Here is a 15,471-nt window from a genome sequence, read left to right as displayed (position 1 = left end):
GAATGAAAATGGATGCAGTCCTATTCGTCGGTCACGGAAGTAAGGACCCAGAGGGAAATGAAGAGATTCGTCAGTTTGTGAATGGATTGGCACCGGAAATGGATGTGCCGATCATCGAGACGTGCTTTTTGGAGTTCGAGCGCCCGGATATGCTGATGGGTCTCAGTGCTTGTGTAAAAAGAGGCGCCACCCGCGTAGCCGTTATTCCGATCATTCTGTTTTCAGCCGGACATGCCAAAATCCACATCCCGGCAGCGATCGATGAAGCCAAAGAGCTGTATCCGCATGTGCAATTCATCTACGGACGTCCGATCGGCATCCACGAGGAGGTGCTGAACATTCTGGCGACGCGCATGGAGGAAGCGGGCTTCGCATCGGCGCAAGAGCATGAAGATTTGGCCGTGCTGGTGATTGGACGCGGCAGCAGCGATGCCGATGCCAACAGCGATATTTACAAAATGTCCCGACTCTTCTGGGAGCGCTGGAAGGCCAAATGGGTGGAAACGGCTTTTATGGGCGTTACCTTCCCCCTGTATCAGGAAGGCATTGAACGCTGCCTCAAGCTGGGAGCCAAGCATGTGGTGGTTCTGCCCTATTTCCTGTTTACAGGGGTATTGATCAAGCGCATGGCAGATCAGCTGGAGCAGTTCCGTGCGCAATATCCGGATGCGCAATTTACGCTGGCGGAGTACTTTGGCTTTCATCCGCTCCTAAAGGAAGTATTGAAGGATCGCGTAGAGGAAGCCCTGCACGGTGAGGTCAAGCTGAACTGCGACACCTGTCCGTACAGACTGGCAGCGATGGAGCATATCGACCACCACCATCACCACGATGACGAGCACGGGCATGGACATCACCACCATCACCACCACCAACATGATCACGACCACGAACATGATCATGACCACGACCATGAGCACCATGACCACGAACACGACCATAAACATCACGACCACAAGCATGTGACCAAGTAGGAGGGACGCAAGATGATTCTCGTAATGGCCGGGACGAGCGATGCCCGGGAGCTGGCGGTTCGCATCAAGGACGAGGGTTATGAGCTGTTGAGTACTGTCGTGACGGATAGCGCAGCGAAAAGCATGGAGGACGTGAATCTCCCCGTACAGGTAGGGAGACTGACGGCAGCTGATCTCATCAGTCTGATTGTGGAAAAAGGCGTGAAAGCCGTCGTGGACGCGACCCATCCCTTCGCCGAGGAAGCGTCGAAAAACGCAATGGCAGCGGCAAAGGATGCCGGTGTTCCCTACATTCGCTACGAGCGGGAAAGTGTGTCAGCTCCAGGCTCCGATAAGCTGATTGTCGTGGAGGATTACGTGCAGGCAGCCGAGCTGGCGGCGGATAAAAAAGGCGTAATCATGCTGACGACCGGAAGCAAGACGCTGAAGATCTTTACCGACCGCCTATTGGGTCTGCCGGATACGACACTGGTAGCCCGTATGCTGCCGCGGCTGGACAACATGCAAAAGTGCGAGGAGCTGGGGCTTGAGCAGAAGAACATCGTTGCGATGCAGGGCCCTTTTTCCAAGGATCTGAACAAAGCGCTCTACGACCACTACGGCGTGACTCTGATGATTACCAAAGAGAGCGGCAAGGTTGGAGCCTTTGACGAAAAGGTGGAGGCAGCGTTGGAAATGGGCATCGAGACGATTGTCATCGGCCGCCCGCAGATTGATTACGGCACGAAGTTTTCCGATTTTGATCCGATCATGACTCAATTGAAACAGGTGACGGGAGGAGAAGCATAATGGATTTTCGCACGGAATTTAAACCCATGACGGTACAACCGCAGGAAATTGAGGAACTGAGCTTTCAAATCATCACGGACGAGCTGGGGGAGCATCCTTTTTCCGAGGAGCAGTTCAAGGTCGTACAGCGCGTCATTCACGCCTCGGCTGACTTTGATCTGGGCCGGAGTCTCGTCTTCCACCCGGATGCCGTAAAAGCAGGAATCGAAGCGATTCGCAGCGGCAAAAAGGTCGTGGCAGACGTGCAGATGGTGCAGGTCGGCATCAGCAAGAACCGGATCGAGAAATACGGTGGTGAAGTAAAGGTATACATCTCGGACCGCGACGTCATGGAAGAGGCGAAGCGCCTCAACACCACCCGTGCGATCATTTCCATGCGCAAGGCGATCAAGGAAGCGGAGGGCGGCATCTTCTGCATCGGCAACGCACCTACTGCTTTGCTGGAGCTGATTCGTCTGGTCAAGGAAGGTGAAGCCAAGCCGGGCCTGATCATCGGTATGCCAGTTGGCTTCGTGTCGGCTGCAGAATCCAAGGAAGAGCTGGCCAAGCTGGATGTTCCGTTCATCACCAATATCGGGCGTAAAGGCGGAAGCCCAGTGACCGTGGCTTCCCTCAACGCGATCTCGCTGATGGCGGAACGGTTGGGATAAGCATGGCGGCTATGGCGGCGAAGGAAAAAAAGGAAGACAAACCGCTCCGTCACGGATATACGACAGGCGCTTGTGCTACGGCAGCGACGAAGGCTGCCCTGATCGCTTTGATTACCCAGGAACGACAAAGCCATGCGACGATCCGATTGCCGATTGGCCAGGACGTGACTTTTGAGATGGACAGCTGCGAATATGACGAGCAGAGCGCTATGGCCGGGACCATCAAGGATGGCGGAGACGATCCGGATGCCACCCATGGAGCCTTGATCCTGAGTCGTGTGGAATGGCTGGATGAACCCGGCATTGTACTGGACGGCGGCGTGGGTGTGGGACGTGTGACGAAGCCCGGTCTGCCTGTTCCCATCGGCGAAGCGGCGATCAATCCGGTTCCGCGCAAGATGATTCGCGAGACTGCGCAAGCCATCCTCGATCAGTATGAGGTAGAACGCGGCATCAAGATCGTCATCTCGGTTCCGGCAGGCGAGGAGATCGCCAAGAAAACATTGAACGGAAGACTCGGCATCCTCGGCGGCATCTCGATTCTTGGCACGCGCGGCATCGTGGTGCCGTTTTCCACCTCCGCCTACAAGGCGAGCGTGGCACAGGCGATCAACGTGGCAAAAGAAGCGGGATGTGACCATATTGTCTTGTCCACCGGAGGGAAGTCGGAGTCCTTCGGGATGGAGATGTATCCCGAGCTGTCGGAGGAGGCTTTCGTCGAGATGGGTGATTTCGTCGGCTTTGCCCTGCAGCAGTGCAAACGCAAGCAGATGAAAAAGGTGACGCTGGTCGGGATGATGGGCAAGTTCTCCAAAGTGGCACAGGGCGTCATGATGGTTCACTCCAAGAGCGCTCCAGTCGATTTTGGCTTTCTCGCGCAGATGGCAGAAGCAGCTGGAGCAGATGCCGAGATGGTCCGGCAGATCAAAGAGGCAAACACCGCCTCGCAGGTGGGGGATTTGATGGCAGATACACCCGCCTTTTTTGAAAAGATGGGCGAGAACTGCTGCCTGGCCGGACTAAAGGAAGTCAGGGGCAGAATGGAGATCGAGACGATGATCATTACGATGAAAGGGTCCTTGTTGGGAAGGGTGACACGGAATGACACAGACGATGAAAGTGATCGGCATCGGGGATGACGGACAGCAAAGCCTGCTGCCGTTGTACCGGACTTGGATAGACGAGTGTGAGCTGTTGATCGGAGGGGAGAGGCATCTGTCCTTTTTCCCCGAGCATACGGGTGAGAAAAGGGTGCTGAAGGGCGGTCTCAAAGCCTTAGTGGAGGAGCTGGCCGCTGTGACGCGCAAGACCGTCATTCTCGCCTCGGGAGATCCGCTTTTCTACGGGATTGGCAGCCTTCTGGCAAAGAAACTGAATGTGGAGATCTACCCCAATCTCAGCTCGATTCAGCTTGCCTTTGCCAAAATGGGCGAGGCTTGGCAGGACGCGACATTTGCCAGCGTGCATGGGCGCAGCATCAAGGGCTTGGCACAGCGCATCGACGGCAAGGAAAAGGTGGCCCTTTTAACCGATCAGGAAAACACGCCTGCCACGATCGCCAAGTATCTGCTCGCTTTTGGCATGACTGAATACGATGCCTTCGTGGGCGAGAATCTGGGCAGTCCGGATGAACGGACAGGCTGGTATTCGCTTGAGGAAATGACGGACATGGCCGCATCCGAGCTCAATGTCGTCATTCTGAAAAAAAAGCGTACAAGCCCAATCTGGCCGCTCGGCATCGCGGATGAAGAATTTTCCCAGCGTAAGCCGGACAAGGGTCTGATCACCAAACGGGAAGTGCGTATCCTGAGCATCGCCCAGCTGCAATTGCATCCGAGGAGCATCGTATGGGACATCGGCACCTGCACAGGCTCTGTCGCCATCGAAGCGGCGCGGATTGCCCGTGACGGTGAAGTGTACGGCGTGGAAAAAAATGCAGATGATCTGGAGAATTGCCGCCAAAACATGGCAAAATTTCGCACAGATCTGACTGTGGTTCACGCGCGGGCTCCTCAAGGCTTGGAGGCATTTCCCGACCCGGATGCCGTCTTTATCGGAGGAAGCGGCGGTGAATTACGAGAGCTGCTCCATCTCTGCTGCACCCGGCTACGCGAGGGGGGACGGATAGTCGTCAACGCCGCTACGATTGAGACGTTGTACGAAGCGACACAGGCTTTTGCCGACGAAGGGTTTGAAACCTCTGTCACACTGGCGCAGCTGTCGCGCAGCAAGCCGATTCTGTCGCTGACTCGATTCGAAGCACTCAATCCGATCTACATCATTACCGCATGGGCCAAACAGGCAACGACAGAAGGAGGCAAGACAGATGAGTAAGATCGGAACCCTTTACGGACTGGGAGTAGGTCCTGGCGATCCGGAGCTGATTACGGTCAAGGCATTTCGCCTGCTCCAGCAATCACCAGTCATCGCCTACCCGAAAAAACGGATGGGCAGCAAAAGCTACGCCCACCAGATCGCAGAGCTGTACGTCAAGCCTGCATCGGACAAGGAAATGCTTGGCTTAGTCTTTCCGATGACGCGAGATCAGGAGATTTTGGAGCGTGAGTGGACCAATACGGTGGAAATCGTTTGGGACAGACTTTCCCAAGGCAAGGATGTCGCTTTCGTCACAGAGGGCGATCCGCTCTTTTACAGCACGTTTATCCATATGATGCGCGGCATGCAGACTGCCCATCCTGAGGTGCCGATTGTGACGATTCCAGGCGTGTCCTCCTTCCTCGGCGCTGCGGCCCGCTTTAATCTGCCCTTGGCTGACGGTGACGAGCAGATTGGCATCATCCCGGCTACGGAGGATCGGGAAGCGATGCGTCAGGCGATCACAGGACATGACACTGTCGTCTTCCTCAAAGTCGCCAAGGTCCTGCCGATGATCATCGACTTGTTGAAGGAGATGGGACTGGCAGACAAAGCTGCTGTGGCGACCAAGGTCACATCTTCGGAAGAAATGGTATGGACGGACATGCGTGAGCTGGAACGCGCGGAGCTAGGTTATCTTACGTTGATGGTGGTGAAAAAGGGATGAAGCTGTACATCGTAGGAGCGGGTCCTGGAGACCCCGATCTGATCACGGTCAAAGGCTTGAAGCTGCTGCAAAAGGCAGATGTGATTCTGTATACAGATTCGCTGGTTAACGAAGACCTGGTAGCGATGGGCAATCCGGAAGCAGAGGTGCTGCAAAGCTCTGGCATGGCCCTGGAAGAGATGGTCGAACTGATGCTGACTCATCTTCGTGCAGGAAAAACCGTCGTTCGTCTGCACACGGGTGATCCTTCCGTATATGGGGCGATCATGGAGCAGATCGCTTTACTTAAAGCAGAAGGCGTCGAGGTGGAGATCGTGCCCGGAGTCAGCTCTGTCTTTGCTGCTGCTGCTGCTGTGGGTGCCGAGCTGACAATCCCGGAGCTGACCCAGACGCTGATCCTGACACGTGCAGAGGGGCGCACACCCGTACCGGAACGAGAAAAGCTGCGTGCGCTGGCTGAGCATCACTGCACGCTGGCGTTGTATCTGAGTGCGACTTTGACGAAAAAAGTGGTTCGGGAGCTGATCGAGGCTGGCTGGCGCGAGGACACACCGGTTGCGGTCGTACAGAGGGCGAGCTGGCCGGATCAGCTCATCATCCGCACGACGCTGGAGCATCTGGATGAGGATATGGGCAAGAACGGTATTCGCAAGCACGCGATGATTCTGGCTGGCTGGGCGTTGGACCCCGACATCCATGAAAAAAGCGAGCAATACCGCTCCAAGCTGTACGACAAAACCTTCACGCACGGGTACAGAAAAGGTGTGAAAGAAGGATGATCATCGAACTCAAGGAGGGAGAAATCCCGAAAATCGAGCAGCGTGGTGAATACGCCCTGATCGCAATCACCAAGCACGGTGTAGAGATGGCGCGTGATCTGGCTCTGAAATTCCCCGGTACGGATCTGTACTACATGAGCAAATTTGAGCGTGGCGACGAAGAGGCGCGAGGCATCCAGCTTTTCTCGGGAAGCGTGCGGCTGCTGTTTCCTGCCGTCTGGCCTGTGTACAAGGGATTGATCATCATTATTTCCTTGGGTGCTGTCGTACGGATGATTGCGCCATTGCTGGAGGATAAAAAGAAAGATCCAGGGATCGTCGTCATCGATGATCGCGGAGAAAATGTGATCAGCGTTCTGTCCGGACATCTCGGCGGAGCGAACGAACTGACCCATGAGGTAGCGGCTGTGATGGGGGCACGTCCGATCATCACGACAGCTTCCGATGTGCAGAAGACGATTCCGGTGGACTTGTTCGGCCGTCGTTTTGGCTGGGAATGGGATTCTGATGAAAAGCTGACCCCGGTAAGCGCCTCGGTGGTGAATGAAGAGCGGGTAGCTGTGGTCAACGAATCCGGGGAGCGAGACTGGTGGATGCACGACACACCGATGCCTCCCTCCATCAAGGAGTACCCGACGATCATGGAAGCTCTGGCTGCTGAGCCGCAAGGTGCCTTGGTCGTCACTCATCGCCTGCTGACGCCTGAGGAACAGCCGATCCTCCAGAACGGCGTGGTTTATCGCCCCAAGGTTATCGTGCTCGGAATGGGCTGCAACAGAGGAACATCAGCCGAAGAGATCGAAGCCGTGATCAAGGAAACCTTGGGCGAGCTGCAATTCTCGATCAAAAGTGTGAAGGCACTGGCGACGATTGCTCTGAAAAAGGATGAGGCCGGACTGATCGCTGTCTGCGAAAAATACGGCTGGCCGTTCGTCTGGTATTCCCCAGAGGAGCTGAATCAGGTGGAAATCAGTGACCCTTCTGACACGGTCTTCAAATTTACCGGAGCTTATGGCGTCAGTGAACCGGCTGCCAAACTGTATGCCGGGATCGACAAGCTGGTCCTGACCAAGAAAAAATCGGGCAATACCACAATTTCGGTAGGGCTTATGCCGTATCACGAGGAGGGGCGCTCATGAGTGCAGGTCGCCGTCTGGTCATCGCAGGTACGGGAAGCGGGGCGGGCAAGACAACCGTAACCATCGGTCTGATGGCTGCTCTGAAGCAAAAGGGCTACGCTGTCCAAGGCTTCAAATGCGGCCCCGACTACATCGATCCGACCTATCATACTGCTGTGACGGGCAGACCTTCGCGCAATCTGGATAGCTACATGCTCACCCATGACGTAGTAAAGGAGATTTTTGTCCGTGGAAGTAAGGACGCGGATATCTCCATCATCGAGGGTGTCATGGGCATGTATGACGGCAAGGAAGCAACCAGCGACAAAGGGAGTACGGCAGAGATCAGCATCCTTACTGAATCGCCGGTGCTGCTCGTGGTCAATTGCCAAAGTATGGCGCGCAGTGCGGCTGCCATCGTCAAAGGCTTTCAGCTGCTCAATCCTGCTGTGCGGATCGTCGGTGTCATTGCCAACAAGGTAGGCAGCGAGGGGCATCACAAGATCGTCAAGGCAGCGATCGAGCAGGAGTGCGGGATTCCGGTAGTGGGTTACCTCAAGCGAGAGGGCGATGTAGAAATACCAGAGCGCCATCTGGGCTTGATTCCTTCCGTAGAACGCGGTGAGCTGGATGCTTTGTTCGGTCGGTTGGCAGAGATGATCACGCAAACCGTGGATCTGGATCTGATCTGGGAGCTGGCAAAGGCAGGATCGCTTGACGCCACGCCAACCCTGTTTGCCCGCAAGTCAGCATCAGAACGCGTCACCATTGCGGTTGCCAAAGACCAGGCGTTTCACTTTTACTATCCAGAAAATCTGGAGCTGTTGGAAGCATACGGTGCCAGGCTTCTGTTTTTCTCCCCACTGGCTGGAGAGGGCGTGCCGGAAGAAGCGGAAGGCTTGTACATCGGCGGCGGCTTCCCCGAGGAATTTGCCGCAGAGCTTTCGCAAAATAAAGAAGTGCAGGAATCGTTTCGACAGGCCATTCATGCAGGCGCAGGCATCCCGACTCTAGCAGAATGCGGCGGCTATATGTATTTGACCGAAGCGATTGTGGCGACAGATGGGACGAGCTATCCGATGGTTGGGATCATTCCAGGCAAGGTGACGATGCAAAGGAAGCTGGCAGCGCTCGGCTATCGGGAGGTGCGGGGCACAGCTACCAACTATCTGATCGGAGCCGCGGAACAGGCAAAAGGGCATGAGTTCCATTACTCCACCTATGCCACCGATTCAGATGTGGAGCTGGCACACGCTTATGAAACCAAGGGCTTGCGCGGAACAAAGCAGGAGGGCTTCGCACAGGGAAATCTGGTCGCTGGCTATACGCATTTGCATTTCGGCTCCGATCCGGATCTCGTAGAGCGCTGGATCACGCGCTGCCTGGAGGTGGCCGGACGTGACTAGAGCGCTTCCGCTGATGATTCAGGGAACGAGTTCGGATGCGGGGAAGAGTGCCATCGCGACAGCATTTTGCCGGATTTTTGCTCAGGATGGCTACAAGACAGCCCCGTTCAAGTCGCAAAACATGGCGCTCAATTCCTACGTGACTCTCGATGGCAAAGAGATTGGCCGAGCGCAGGGGGTTCAGGCAGAGGCGGCAGGGATCATCGCGACGACAGACATGAATCCGATCCTGATCAAGCCGACGCGGGATGCCGAGTCGCAGATCGTGGTAAACGGCGAGCCGTACGGCAATATGAAGGCGATGGCCTACCGGACGGATTTTTATGACGAAGGCTTGCGGATCATTCAGGAATCCTTCGATAGACTGGCAACATCCTGCGAGCGGATCGTCATTGAAGGAGCTGGCAGTCCTGCCGAGGTGAATCTGAATGATCGTGAGCTGGTTAACATGCGGGTCGCGCGCCTCGCGAATGCACCAGTCATCCTGGTCGCAGATATCGAGAGAGGTGGGGTCTTTGCCAGTCTCGTCGGTACCCTGCAGCTGCTGGAGCCGCAGGATCGGAAGCGGGTCATCGGGGTGATCATCAACCGTTTCCGCGGCGATCTCAGCCTGCTTCAGCCGGGGCTGGAATGGTTCGAGTCGTATACAGGGGTTCCGGTACTAGGGGTGGTGCCGTTCATTCCTGATCTGTGGATCGATGCGGAGGATTCGCTGATTCTGCATCGCTATCAGGGACAGCGGGAGACTCCTCGGGATTTGGATATCGCGGTCATTCGCTATCCACGCATCTCCAATTTTACGGACGTGGACCCGTTCTTTGTCGAGCCGGATTGCCGCGTGCGCTTTGTGTCGCGGGAGGAAGAGCTGGGCGAGCCGGATTTGATTGTTCTTCCAGGTAGTAAAAACACAATAGAAGACATGCAATTTATACGTGAGACAGGGCTTGCAGCTTGTATCGAGCGCGTTCATCGCGAGCGGGGCTGTACCCTCATCGGAATCTGTGGCGGCTATCAAATGCTCGGTGAGTGGATCCACGACCCCGCAGGCGTGGAGTCGCCGCTGCAATCGATGAAAGGCTTGGGCCTGATCCCGATGGTGACGACGATGGAACAGCGAAAGACAACCGCCCTATCTAAAGGCATAGCCCGCTTTGCAGGTCAAGAGATCGAGCTGGAAGGCTATGAAATCCATATGGGTCAATCCGTCTTTGATCAAAACGACGCAGCTTTTATCCAGTTGCGAAACGGCATGGACGGCTACTGCCAGGAGGAGCAAAAGCGGATCGGAACCTATTTTCACGGGCTGTTTCACAATGATGGTTTCCGAACTTTGCTGTTGAACAAGCTTCGAGCGGACAAAGGACTGGCTCCGCTTGACGAACGCCCGTCTTTTGTAGCGCTGCGCGAACAGGGATACGACTTGCTTGCCGACACGGTCAGACGCCATGTCCGGCTCGATGTGATCGAGGAAAGAATGAAGGAATTCGAGCAAAACGAGGTGCGTAAACGATGATAAAACTACAAGAGCTCTTACATACAATCGAAGCTCGCAACCACGAAGCAGCGGAACAGACAAGACTGCACGTAGATCAACTGACGAAGCCACTCGGCAGTCTGGGACGCTTGGAGGAGCTGGCTGTAGAACTGGCGGCGATCACAGGTGAAAGCTCTCCAGTCGTTACGCCCCCAGGTGTGATCGTGTTTGCCGCTGATCACGGCATAGCCGTCGAGGGTGTATCTGCTTATCCGCAGGAAGTAACGGTGCAGATGGTAGCGAACATGGCGAATGGGGGAGCGGGAATCAACGTATTTGCACGCCAGATCGGCGCTTTGCAGCGTATTGTGGATGTCGGAGTGGCGACGGAAGTGGATGCTCCTGGCGTCATCAATCGCCGCATCAAGGCCGGTACGGGCAATATGCTGCGCGAGCCTGCGATGACCCATGACGAAGCAGAGTGCTCGATCCAGATCGGTATCGATTCCGCGTGGGAAATCTTCGATGCAGGTGCCAAGGTGCTGATCGTCGGTGAGGTCGGGATTGCCAACACGACCGCAAGCAGTGCGATTCTGGCTGCACTGACCGGAGCTGATCCGGATGAGATCGTCGGGCGCGGTACAGGTCTGGACGATGCTGGCTGGGAGCGGAAAAAGGAAGCTGTCCGACAAGCGATTTCCATGCATCGACCTGAAGCAGCACAGCCGATTGACGTATTGGGCAAGGTAGGCGGCTTGGAGATCGGGGCGATGGCAGGTGCCATCATCGGCGCAGCCGCAAGACGCGTTCCTGTCTTGCTGGATGGCTTCATCGCTACTGTAGCAGCACTATTGGCGGTACGCCTCTGCCCGAAAGTGGCTGATTTTCTGATCGCAGGCCATCGTTCACAGGAGCCTGGACATGCTTACGTTCTGAAAGCGCTTGGCAAGGAGCCACTGCTGGATTTGCAGCTGCGACTGGGTGAAGGAACTGGCGCTGCAGTCGCCTATCCTGTTTTGGAGGCAGCGAGCCGGATGGTGAACGAGATGGCCACCTTCGCGTCGGCTGGCGTGAGCGATAAATGAGCCAAAAAGGAAAGGTATACCTGGTTGGTGCAGGGCCCGGCGACCCGAAGCTCATCACGGTCAAAGGGATGGAATGCCTGCAGAAGGCAGATGTCGTCGTCTATGACCGTCTGGCGAATCCGGCACTGCTGGAATATGCGCCGCCGCAGGCGGAACGGATCTACTGCGGAAAGCTTCCCGACCATCATACGATGAAGCAGGAAGCCATCAATCAACTATTGGCGGAAAAGGCGCTGGAAGGTCATACGGTCGTACGGCTCAAAGGCGGCGATCCCAGTGTATTCGGTCGAGTCGGAGAGGAAGCGGAGCACCTGGTCGACTGCGGGATCGAATATGAGATCGTTCCTGGCGTGACAGCAGGCATCGCTGCTCCTGCCTATGCCGGAATTCCTGTCACACATCGGGATTACGGCTCTTCCTTTGCGGTGGTGACCGGACATCTGCGCGAGGAGAAGCCGGAGCTGGCGGTGGAGAAGTGGCGCGCACTGGCGCAAGGAATCGATACGGTGGCTTTTTACATGGGCATCGGCAATCTGCCGATGATTCGCGCGCAGCTGATCGCGCACGGGAAAGATCGCCATACCCCTGTAGCGGTAATCGCGTGGGGAACACTCCCTGATCAAGCGACAGTAACGGGAACGCTTGCGGACATCGAACAGCGCTTGGCCGAGAATCCGCACATTACCAATCCGGCGATCATTCTGGTTGGCGATGTGGTACGCTTGCGTGAAAAGATCAAATGGTTTGAATCCACACAGGTAAAAGCGTAAATCGTTATGAATCAGAGCGTATCCAGTACATGCAAGGAGCGAGGAGGGCATCAGGGATGAGCTATTATCCCATGTTCGTCAATCTAGCGGGCAAAGCTTGCCTCGTCGTGGGCGCAGGCAAGGTGGCGGAACGGAAAATCGCCAGCTTGCTTGCCGCAGGGGCCAGGGTCACGGTAGTCGGCCAGACGGCAACAGCGGACATTCAAAAGTGGTGTCAGGAGGAAAAAGTGACCCTCTATCTGCGCGCGTTTCGCCCGGAGGATGTACTGGAAATGACGATCATCATCGCGGCTGCCAGTGATCCTGCGGTCAATTTGGCCGTGTATCACGCGTGTCAGCCGCATCAGTGGGTCAATATTGTCGATCGTCCTGATCTGTGCAGCTTCTTCGTTCCGGCAATGGTAGAGCGCGGTGATCTGCAAGTCGCCATCTCAACGGGCGGGGCCAATCCCGGTCTGGCGAAAAAAATGCGCCGCCAGGTAGAGGAGTGGATCGGACCGGAATACGAGTCTTACACGCATTTTCTCAAGGAGATGAGACAGCGGGTCCTGTCCCTTGGGTTGCCGCATGCAGACAAGCAGGTCATTCTGCGTGAATTGCTGAATGACCGTTTTTTTTCCTGGACGCAGATGGGAGAAATCGAACGAAGGGATCGGGAGGCGTCAGAGCTGGTGCAGCGGTACATTCGTGAACAACCTCTCTGATCAGAAGCTCGGTCATCCAAGATTTCGGATGAGAATCCAGACAGACAGGATCAGGCAGATGCTTGCGGGAATGGCCATGACAATGGGCTGATCAGCGCGAAACAGATGGGCGTGTATGGCGCCGAGCATCAAGAAGACAAACAAGAACGCCGATCCTGCAGCCAGATGACGATTCCATAATCCTGCGATCATGGCGATGGCTCCGATCATTTCCAAGGCACCTGTCACAGACATGAACCACAGTGGATAGTCGTATCGCTGTTGCTTGTTCGGGAAGTGCTCCGATCCTCCAGCCAATTCAACAAATCTGCGAGAAAGGCCGAATTTCCTTCCTCGTCAAAAGGGCGATGACGCATGTGTTCATAAGCAATTTGCTGTTTGTCCCTGGAGCCGATTCTAGCAAAGAACTCGCGAAGCTGCTCTGGCGGTGTCACCCTGTCTGCTGTGCCGTACTGTAATAAAAAAGGTACCTGGATGGAAGACGAGTGCTTTTGGAGCGAGCTCAGGGCTGTGATCATTCCACGCCCCAAGCCAGGAGTGACGATTTGATGACGCAGTGAATCGCCATGATTCCAGCTGTTTCGATCAGACCCCCGTGCACTGCGTGAATGAACAGGCTTTTCCACCGTATAATCCGGCTTTATGCAGCTCATCAAGAGGATGAGCCATTTTTCCATTGGTTTGAAGGTGTAGGAAAGTGCGGGTGCGATGGCAGCAAGGCCTGCAATACCTGTGTCCTCATGCAGGCAGTAGTCGAGGCAAATCAATCCGCCAAGGCTGTGCGCCACCAGAAAGAGGGGCAGATCAGCATGCAGCTCTTGAACAATCTGGTGAAAAGCATGCAGATCCCTGCGATAATCCTCCCACCTGCTGACATAGCCCCGCGTCCCTGGACTTTTGCCATGACCACGCAGATCAAAGGAGTAAGTCGCATAATGGTGTTCGCACAAGTATTTGCTGATCGCTTGCATGCCCCCACTGTGATCCCCCAATCCGTGCAAGATGATGACCGCGGCTTTCGGGGATGTCACAGGCACCAGACTGCGATAAAAAAGCTCCGCACCATGTGTCCCAGCAAAGGTTCCTTCTGAGCTAAGCAAAGTTACGCCTCCTTGCCAGGCAGCTTGCTTTTCTCCAGGATGGCATGAACGCCACGCACACCATTGACGAGCTGCGTAATCCGCAAGTCGACGAGCAGACTGGACAAGGTCAGGGCTTCCTTGCGTTCGAATCCGTATAGCTCCTGCATCCAGTCCAGCATGCCTTCCAGGGCGATCATGGCAGCTTCGTGGACATCTTCATGAAAGCCAAAGGCAATCCAGGAGGTAGGGGTCTCTGCTCGCGGAAAAGCAAGCTTTAGATCCAACACGTGAAAGGTCAGGTCCACCAGCTCCATCGGGCATTCCAGGGCAGGACTGGCTACTTCGCCGTCACCTTGTGCTGCGTGACCATCCCCACAGGAAAAAAGACCGCCCTCGACCGGTATGGGCAGATAAAGGGTGCTCCCTGGAACTAAATCCTTGCAGTCTATGTTTCCTCCACAAAAGCGTGGTGGATGTGTGGAGTGGTAGCCTTCTTCGTCTGGCGGCATGCCGAGCAGACCCAGGAATGGATTCAAGGGGATTTTATGCCCAAGATGGCTGGTTCCAGTAAGAGTCGCGCGATCCAGTGTCCAGACGAGCTCAAACTCTGGCCCTTCGTGAAGTCCCAACCGCTTATTGATTACACTTTCAAAACCGCCTGCGCTGCTCCAGCCCCAAGTACCGATCTGCAAGTCATTGATCTGAATGGCTAAGGTTTTTCCGGGACGAGCTCCTTCGATGAAGATCGGGCCGATCATGGCGTGACCTCGATCGAGGGGCAGCTCTCTTTCGCAAAATTTTTCTCTCGGCATGCCTGGTTGAAAAGGACCTGCGTTCCAACCGGCATCGAGCGTTTCATACTGAACGGTATCCCCAGATTGAATCGTGAGGATCGGTGCGTATTCCTTGGAGAACGAGCCGTGCAGGGTAGACCGTTCCGGACGTAGCGAGTAACGAGCCATAAATTAACCTCCTAGCAGGATGATCATTTGGTTTAAAAAATCTCTCCAACATAAACAGGAGAGGAAGCAGGTAAAGACATACTCGAGATCAGGGTGCGAAGCTCTTGCGGAAACAACGGTTCAGCAGCGAGATTATCGAGTGGAAGCCACTCGATACCTACCTGTTCCTCGTCCAAATTCAACTGAGCGGCAGGATCGGGAACCGAGCTTCCAGTTAAGCTGCATGTAAAAATCATCTCTACGCGGTGAACATCTTTTTTCAAGAAACATTCCCGCAGATATCGCAATTCGTGAGGGATCACCCGCAAGCCCGTCTCTTCCCAGCATTCTCGCACGACGGTATCGAGAAGCTTTTCACCAGGTTCCTGCCCACCTCCAGGCAGGAGGTAATAGACGCCTTCCTCGTGATTGTAACACTTGATGACGAGTAGCTTCCCTTGATGAATCACCAGGGCTTTGGCGGAATTTCTAATATTCAGATCACTCACCTCGTCGAGAAAAAATCCTGATTCTTTCGCCCGAAAAAGAGGAAGAAGCAAGAGAAAGTATAGCATAAGATGACGGGCGAAACCATCTGATAGAGTCCGTCATGGAATAAACGCAGCGGCAATCTGGGACGTAGGGTGCGTTCCAAA

General features: G+C 55.2%; 16 protein-coding genes and 1 pseudogene. 13 read left to right on the top strand and 4 right to left on the bottom strand.

Translation table 11 applies throughout. The annotated features are described in order from the left end of the window. Positions 1–8 precede the first annotated feature (8 nt). Genes EDM52_RS20435 through EDM52_RS20375 form a run of 13 tightly spaced genes read left to right on the top strand, consistent with a single transcriptional unit; the run spans position 9 to position 12,792 of the window. Positions 9–974: a sirohydrochlorin chelatase gene (locus EDM52_RS20435; RefSeq protein ID WP_122910843.1), complete on the top strand. Its 966-nt coding sequence runs from the start codon at positions 9–11 to the stop codon at positions 972–974. 12 nt (positions 975–986) lie between these two features. After that, a complete protein-coding gene (gene cobK, locus EDM52_RS20430; RefSeq protein WP_122910790.1) occupies positions 987–1,763 on the top strand; it encodes a precorrin-6A reductase in 777 nt (258 codons plus the stop codon). Then, positions 1,763–2,413: a precorrin-8X methylmutase gene (locus EDM52_RS20425; RefSeq protein WP_122910789.1), complete on the top strand. Its 651-nt coding sequence runs from the start codon at positions 1,763–1,765 to the stop codon at positions 2,411–2,413. The genes cobK and EDM52_RS20425 overlap by 1 nt, the downstream gene beginning before the upstream one ends. A gap of 2 nt (positions 2,414–2,415) precedes the next feature. Continuing rightward, positions 2,416–3,552 (top strand): cobalt-precorrin-5B (C(1))-methyltransferase, encoded by a 1,137-nt coding sequence (locus EDM52_RS20420; protein ID WP_122910788.1) that lies wholly within the window; start codon positions 2,416–2,418, stop codon positions 3,550–3,552. Further along, the gene (gene cbiE, locus EDM52_RS20415) at positions 3,515–4,747 is read left to right on the top strand and encodes a precorrin-6y C5,15-methyltransferase (decarboxylating) subunit CbiE (protein WP_122910787.1); all 1,233 of its coding nucleotides are present in this window, start codon (positions 3,515–3,517) and stop codon (positions 4,745–4,747) included. The genes EDM52_RS20420 and cbiE overlap by 38 nt, the downstream gene beginning before the upstream one ends. Then, positions 4,740–5,456 (top strand): precorrin-2 C(20)-methyltransferase, encoded by a 717-nt coding sequence (gene cobI / locus EDM52_RS20410; RefSeq protein ID WP_122910786.1) that lies wholly within the window; start codon positions 4,740–4,742, stop codon positions 5,454–5,456. Before cbiE ends, cobI begins: the two co-directional genes overlap by 8 nt. Continuing rightward, positions 5,453–6,235: a precorrin-4 C(11)-methyltransferase gene (cobM, locus tag EDM52_RS20405; RefSeq protein WP_122910785.1), complete on the top strand. Its 783-nt coding sequence runs from the start codon at positions 5,453–5,455 to the stop codon at positions 6,233–6,235. The genes cobI and cobM overlap by 4 nt, the downstream gene beginning before the upstream one ends. Next, positions 6,232–7,374, top strand: coding sequence for a cobalt-precorrin 5A hydrolase (locus EDM52_RS20400; RefSeq protein ID WP_122910784.1), 1,143 nt, complete (start codon positions 6,232–6,234; stop codon positions 7,372–7,374). Before cobM ends, EDM52_RS20400 begins: the two co-directional genes overlap by 4 nt. Further along, positions 7,371–8,759 carry a cobyrinic acid a,c-diamide synthase CobB gene (locus EDM52_RS20395; RefSeq protein WP_122910783.1) on the top strand — a complete coding sequence of 463 codons (1,389 nt, stop codon included), beginning with the start codon at positions 7,371–7,373 and terminating at the stop codon, positions 8,757–8,759. The genes EDM52_RS20400 and EDM52_RS20395 overlap by 4 nt, the downstream gene beginning before the upstream one ends. Next, complete coding sequence (locus tag EDM52_RS20390) at positions 8,752–10,272, top strand: cobyric acid synthase (RefSeq protein WP_122910782.1); 1,521 nt, start codon at positions 8,752–8,754, stop codon at positions 10,270–10,272. Before EDM52_RS20395 ends, EDM52_RS20390 begins: the two co-directional genes overlap by 8 nt. Continuing rightward, positions 10,269–11,318, top strand: a complete 1,050-nt coding sequence (cobT, locus tag EDM52_RS20385; protein ID WP_122910781.1) for a nicotinate-nucleotide--dimethylbenzimidazole phosphoribosyltransferase — start codon at positions 10,269–10,271, stop codon at positions 11,316–11,318. The genes EDM52_RS20390 and cobT overlap by 4 nt, the downstream gene beginning before the upstream one ends. Then, a complete protein-coding gene (cobA, locus tag EDM52_RS20380; protein WP_122910780.1) occupies positions 11,315–12,088 on the top strand; it encodes a uroporphyrinogen-III C-methyltransferase in 774 nt (257 codons plus the stop codon). Before cobT ends, cobA begins: the two co-directional genes overlap by 4 nt. A 56-nt stretch (positions 12,089–12,144) precedes the next feature. Continuing rightward, positions 12,145–12,792, top strand: a complete 648-nt coding sequence (locus EDM52_RS20375; RefSeq protein WP_122910779.1) for a precorrin-2 dehydrogenase/sirohydrochlorin ferrochelatase family protein — start codon at positions 12,145–12,147, stop codon at positions 12,790–12,792. Positions 12,793–12,804: 12 nt separating this feature from the next. Here the strand turns inward: EDM52_RS20375 and EDM52_RS20370 are convergent. From EDM52_RS20370 to EDM52_RS20355, 4 genes and pseudogenes are all read right to left on the bottom strand, one after another. Continuing rightward, positions 12,805–13,053 (bottom strand): annotated as a pseudogene (locus EDM52_RS20370) (DoxX family protein); the annotation flags it as partial. Beyond that, positions 13,017–13,823 (bottom strand): alpha/beta hydrolase, encoded by an 807-nt coding sequence (locus EDM52_RS20365; protein WP_276330135.1) that lies wholly within the window; start codon positions 13,821–13,823, stop codon positions 13,017–13,019. The gene EDM52_RS20365 and the pseudogene EDM52_RS20370, both read right to left, overlap by 37 nt. A 71-nt stretch (positions 13,824–13,894) precedes the next feature. Beyond that, positions 13,895–14,836, bottom strand: coding sequence for an acetamidase/formamidase family protein (locus tag EDM52_RS20360; protein ID WP_122910776.1), 942 nt, complete (start codon positions 14,834–14,836; stop codon positions 13,895–13,897). 32 nt (positions 14,837–14,868) lie between these two features. Then, the gene (locus tag EDM52_RS20355; protein ID WP_245997187.1) at positions 14,869–15,390 is read right to left on the bottom strand and encodes an NUDIX domain-containing protein; all 522 of its coding nucleotides are present in this window, start codon (positions 15,388–15,390) and stop codon (positions 14,869–14,871) included. Positions 15,391–15,471: the final 81 nt, after the last annotated feature.

This window comes from Brevibacillus invocatus, assembly GCF_003710915.1.
Classification (GTDB): domain Bacteria; phylum Bacillota; class Bacilli; order Brevibacillales; family Brevibacillaceae; genus Brevibacillus; species Brevibacillus invocatus.
Note: the sequence above shows the minus strand (reverse complement) of the source record. Positions and strands in the feature narration are given on the sequence as shown.

Coding starts and splice junctions, on each gene's coding strand:
- EDM52_RS20435 (WP_122910843.1), top strand. CDS start 9: ATGGATGCAGTCCTATTCGTCGGTCACGGAAGTAAGGACCCAGAGGGA.
- cobK (WP_122910790.1), top strand. CDS start 987: ATGATTCTCGTAATGGCCGGGACGAGCGATGCCCGGGAGCTGGCGGTT.
- EDM52_RS20425 (WP_122910789.1), top strand. CDS start 1,763: ATGGATTTTCGCACGGAATTTAAACCCATGACGGTACAACCGCAGGAA.
- EDM52_RS20420 (WP_122910788.1), top strand. CDS start 2,416: ATGGCGGCTATGGCGGCGAAGGAAAAAAAGGAAGACAAACCGCTCCGT.
- cbiE (WP_122910787.1), top strand. CDS start 3,515: ATGACACAGACGATGAAAGTGATCGGCATCGGGGATGACGGACAGCAA.
- cobI (WP_122910786.1), top strand. CDS start 4,740: ATGAGTAAGATCGGAACCCTTTACGGACTGGGAGTAGGTCCTGGCGAT.
- cobM (WP_122910785.1), top strand. CDS start 5,453: ATGAAGCTGTACATCGTAGGAGCGGGTCCTGGAGACCCCGATCTGATC.
- EDM52_RS20400 (WP_122910784.1), top strand. CDS start 6,232: ATGATCATCGAACTCAAGGAGGGAGAAATCCCGAAAATCGAGCAGCGT.
- EDM52_RS20395 (WP_122910783.1), top strand. CDS start 7,371: ATGAGTGCAGGTCGCCGTCTGGTCATCGCAGGTACGGGAAGCGGGGCG.
- cobT (WP_122910781.1), top strand. CDS start 10,269: ATGATAAAACTACAAGAGCTCTTACATACAATCGAAGCTCGCAACCAC.
- cobA (WP_122910780.1), top strand. CDS start 11,315: ATGAGCCAAAAAGGAAAGGTATACCTGGTTGGTGCAGGGCCCGGCGAC.
- EDM52_RS20375 (WP_122910779.1), top strand. CDS start 12,145: ATGAGCTATTATCCCATGTTCGTCAATCTAGCGGGCAAAGCTTGCCTC.
- EDM52_RS20360 (WP_122910776.1), bottom strand. CDS start 14,836: ATGGCTCGTTACTCGCTACGTCCGGAACGGTCTACCCTGCACGGCTCG.
- EDM52_RS20355 (WP_245997187.1), bottom strand. CDS start 15,390: ATGCTATACTTTCTCTTGCTTCTTCCTCTTTTTCGGGCGAAAGAATCA.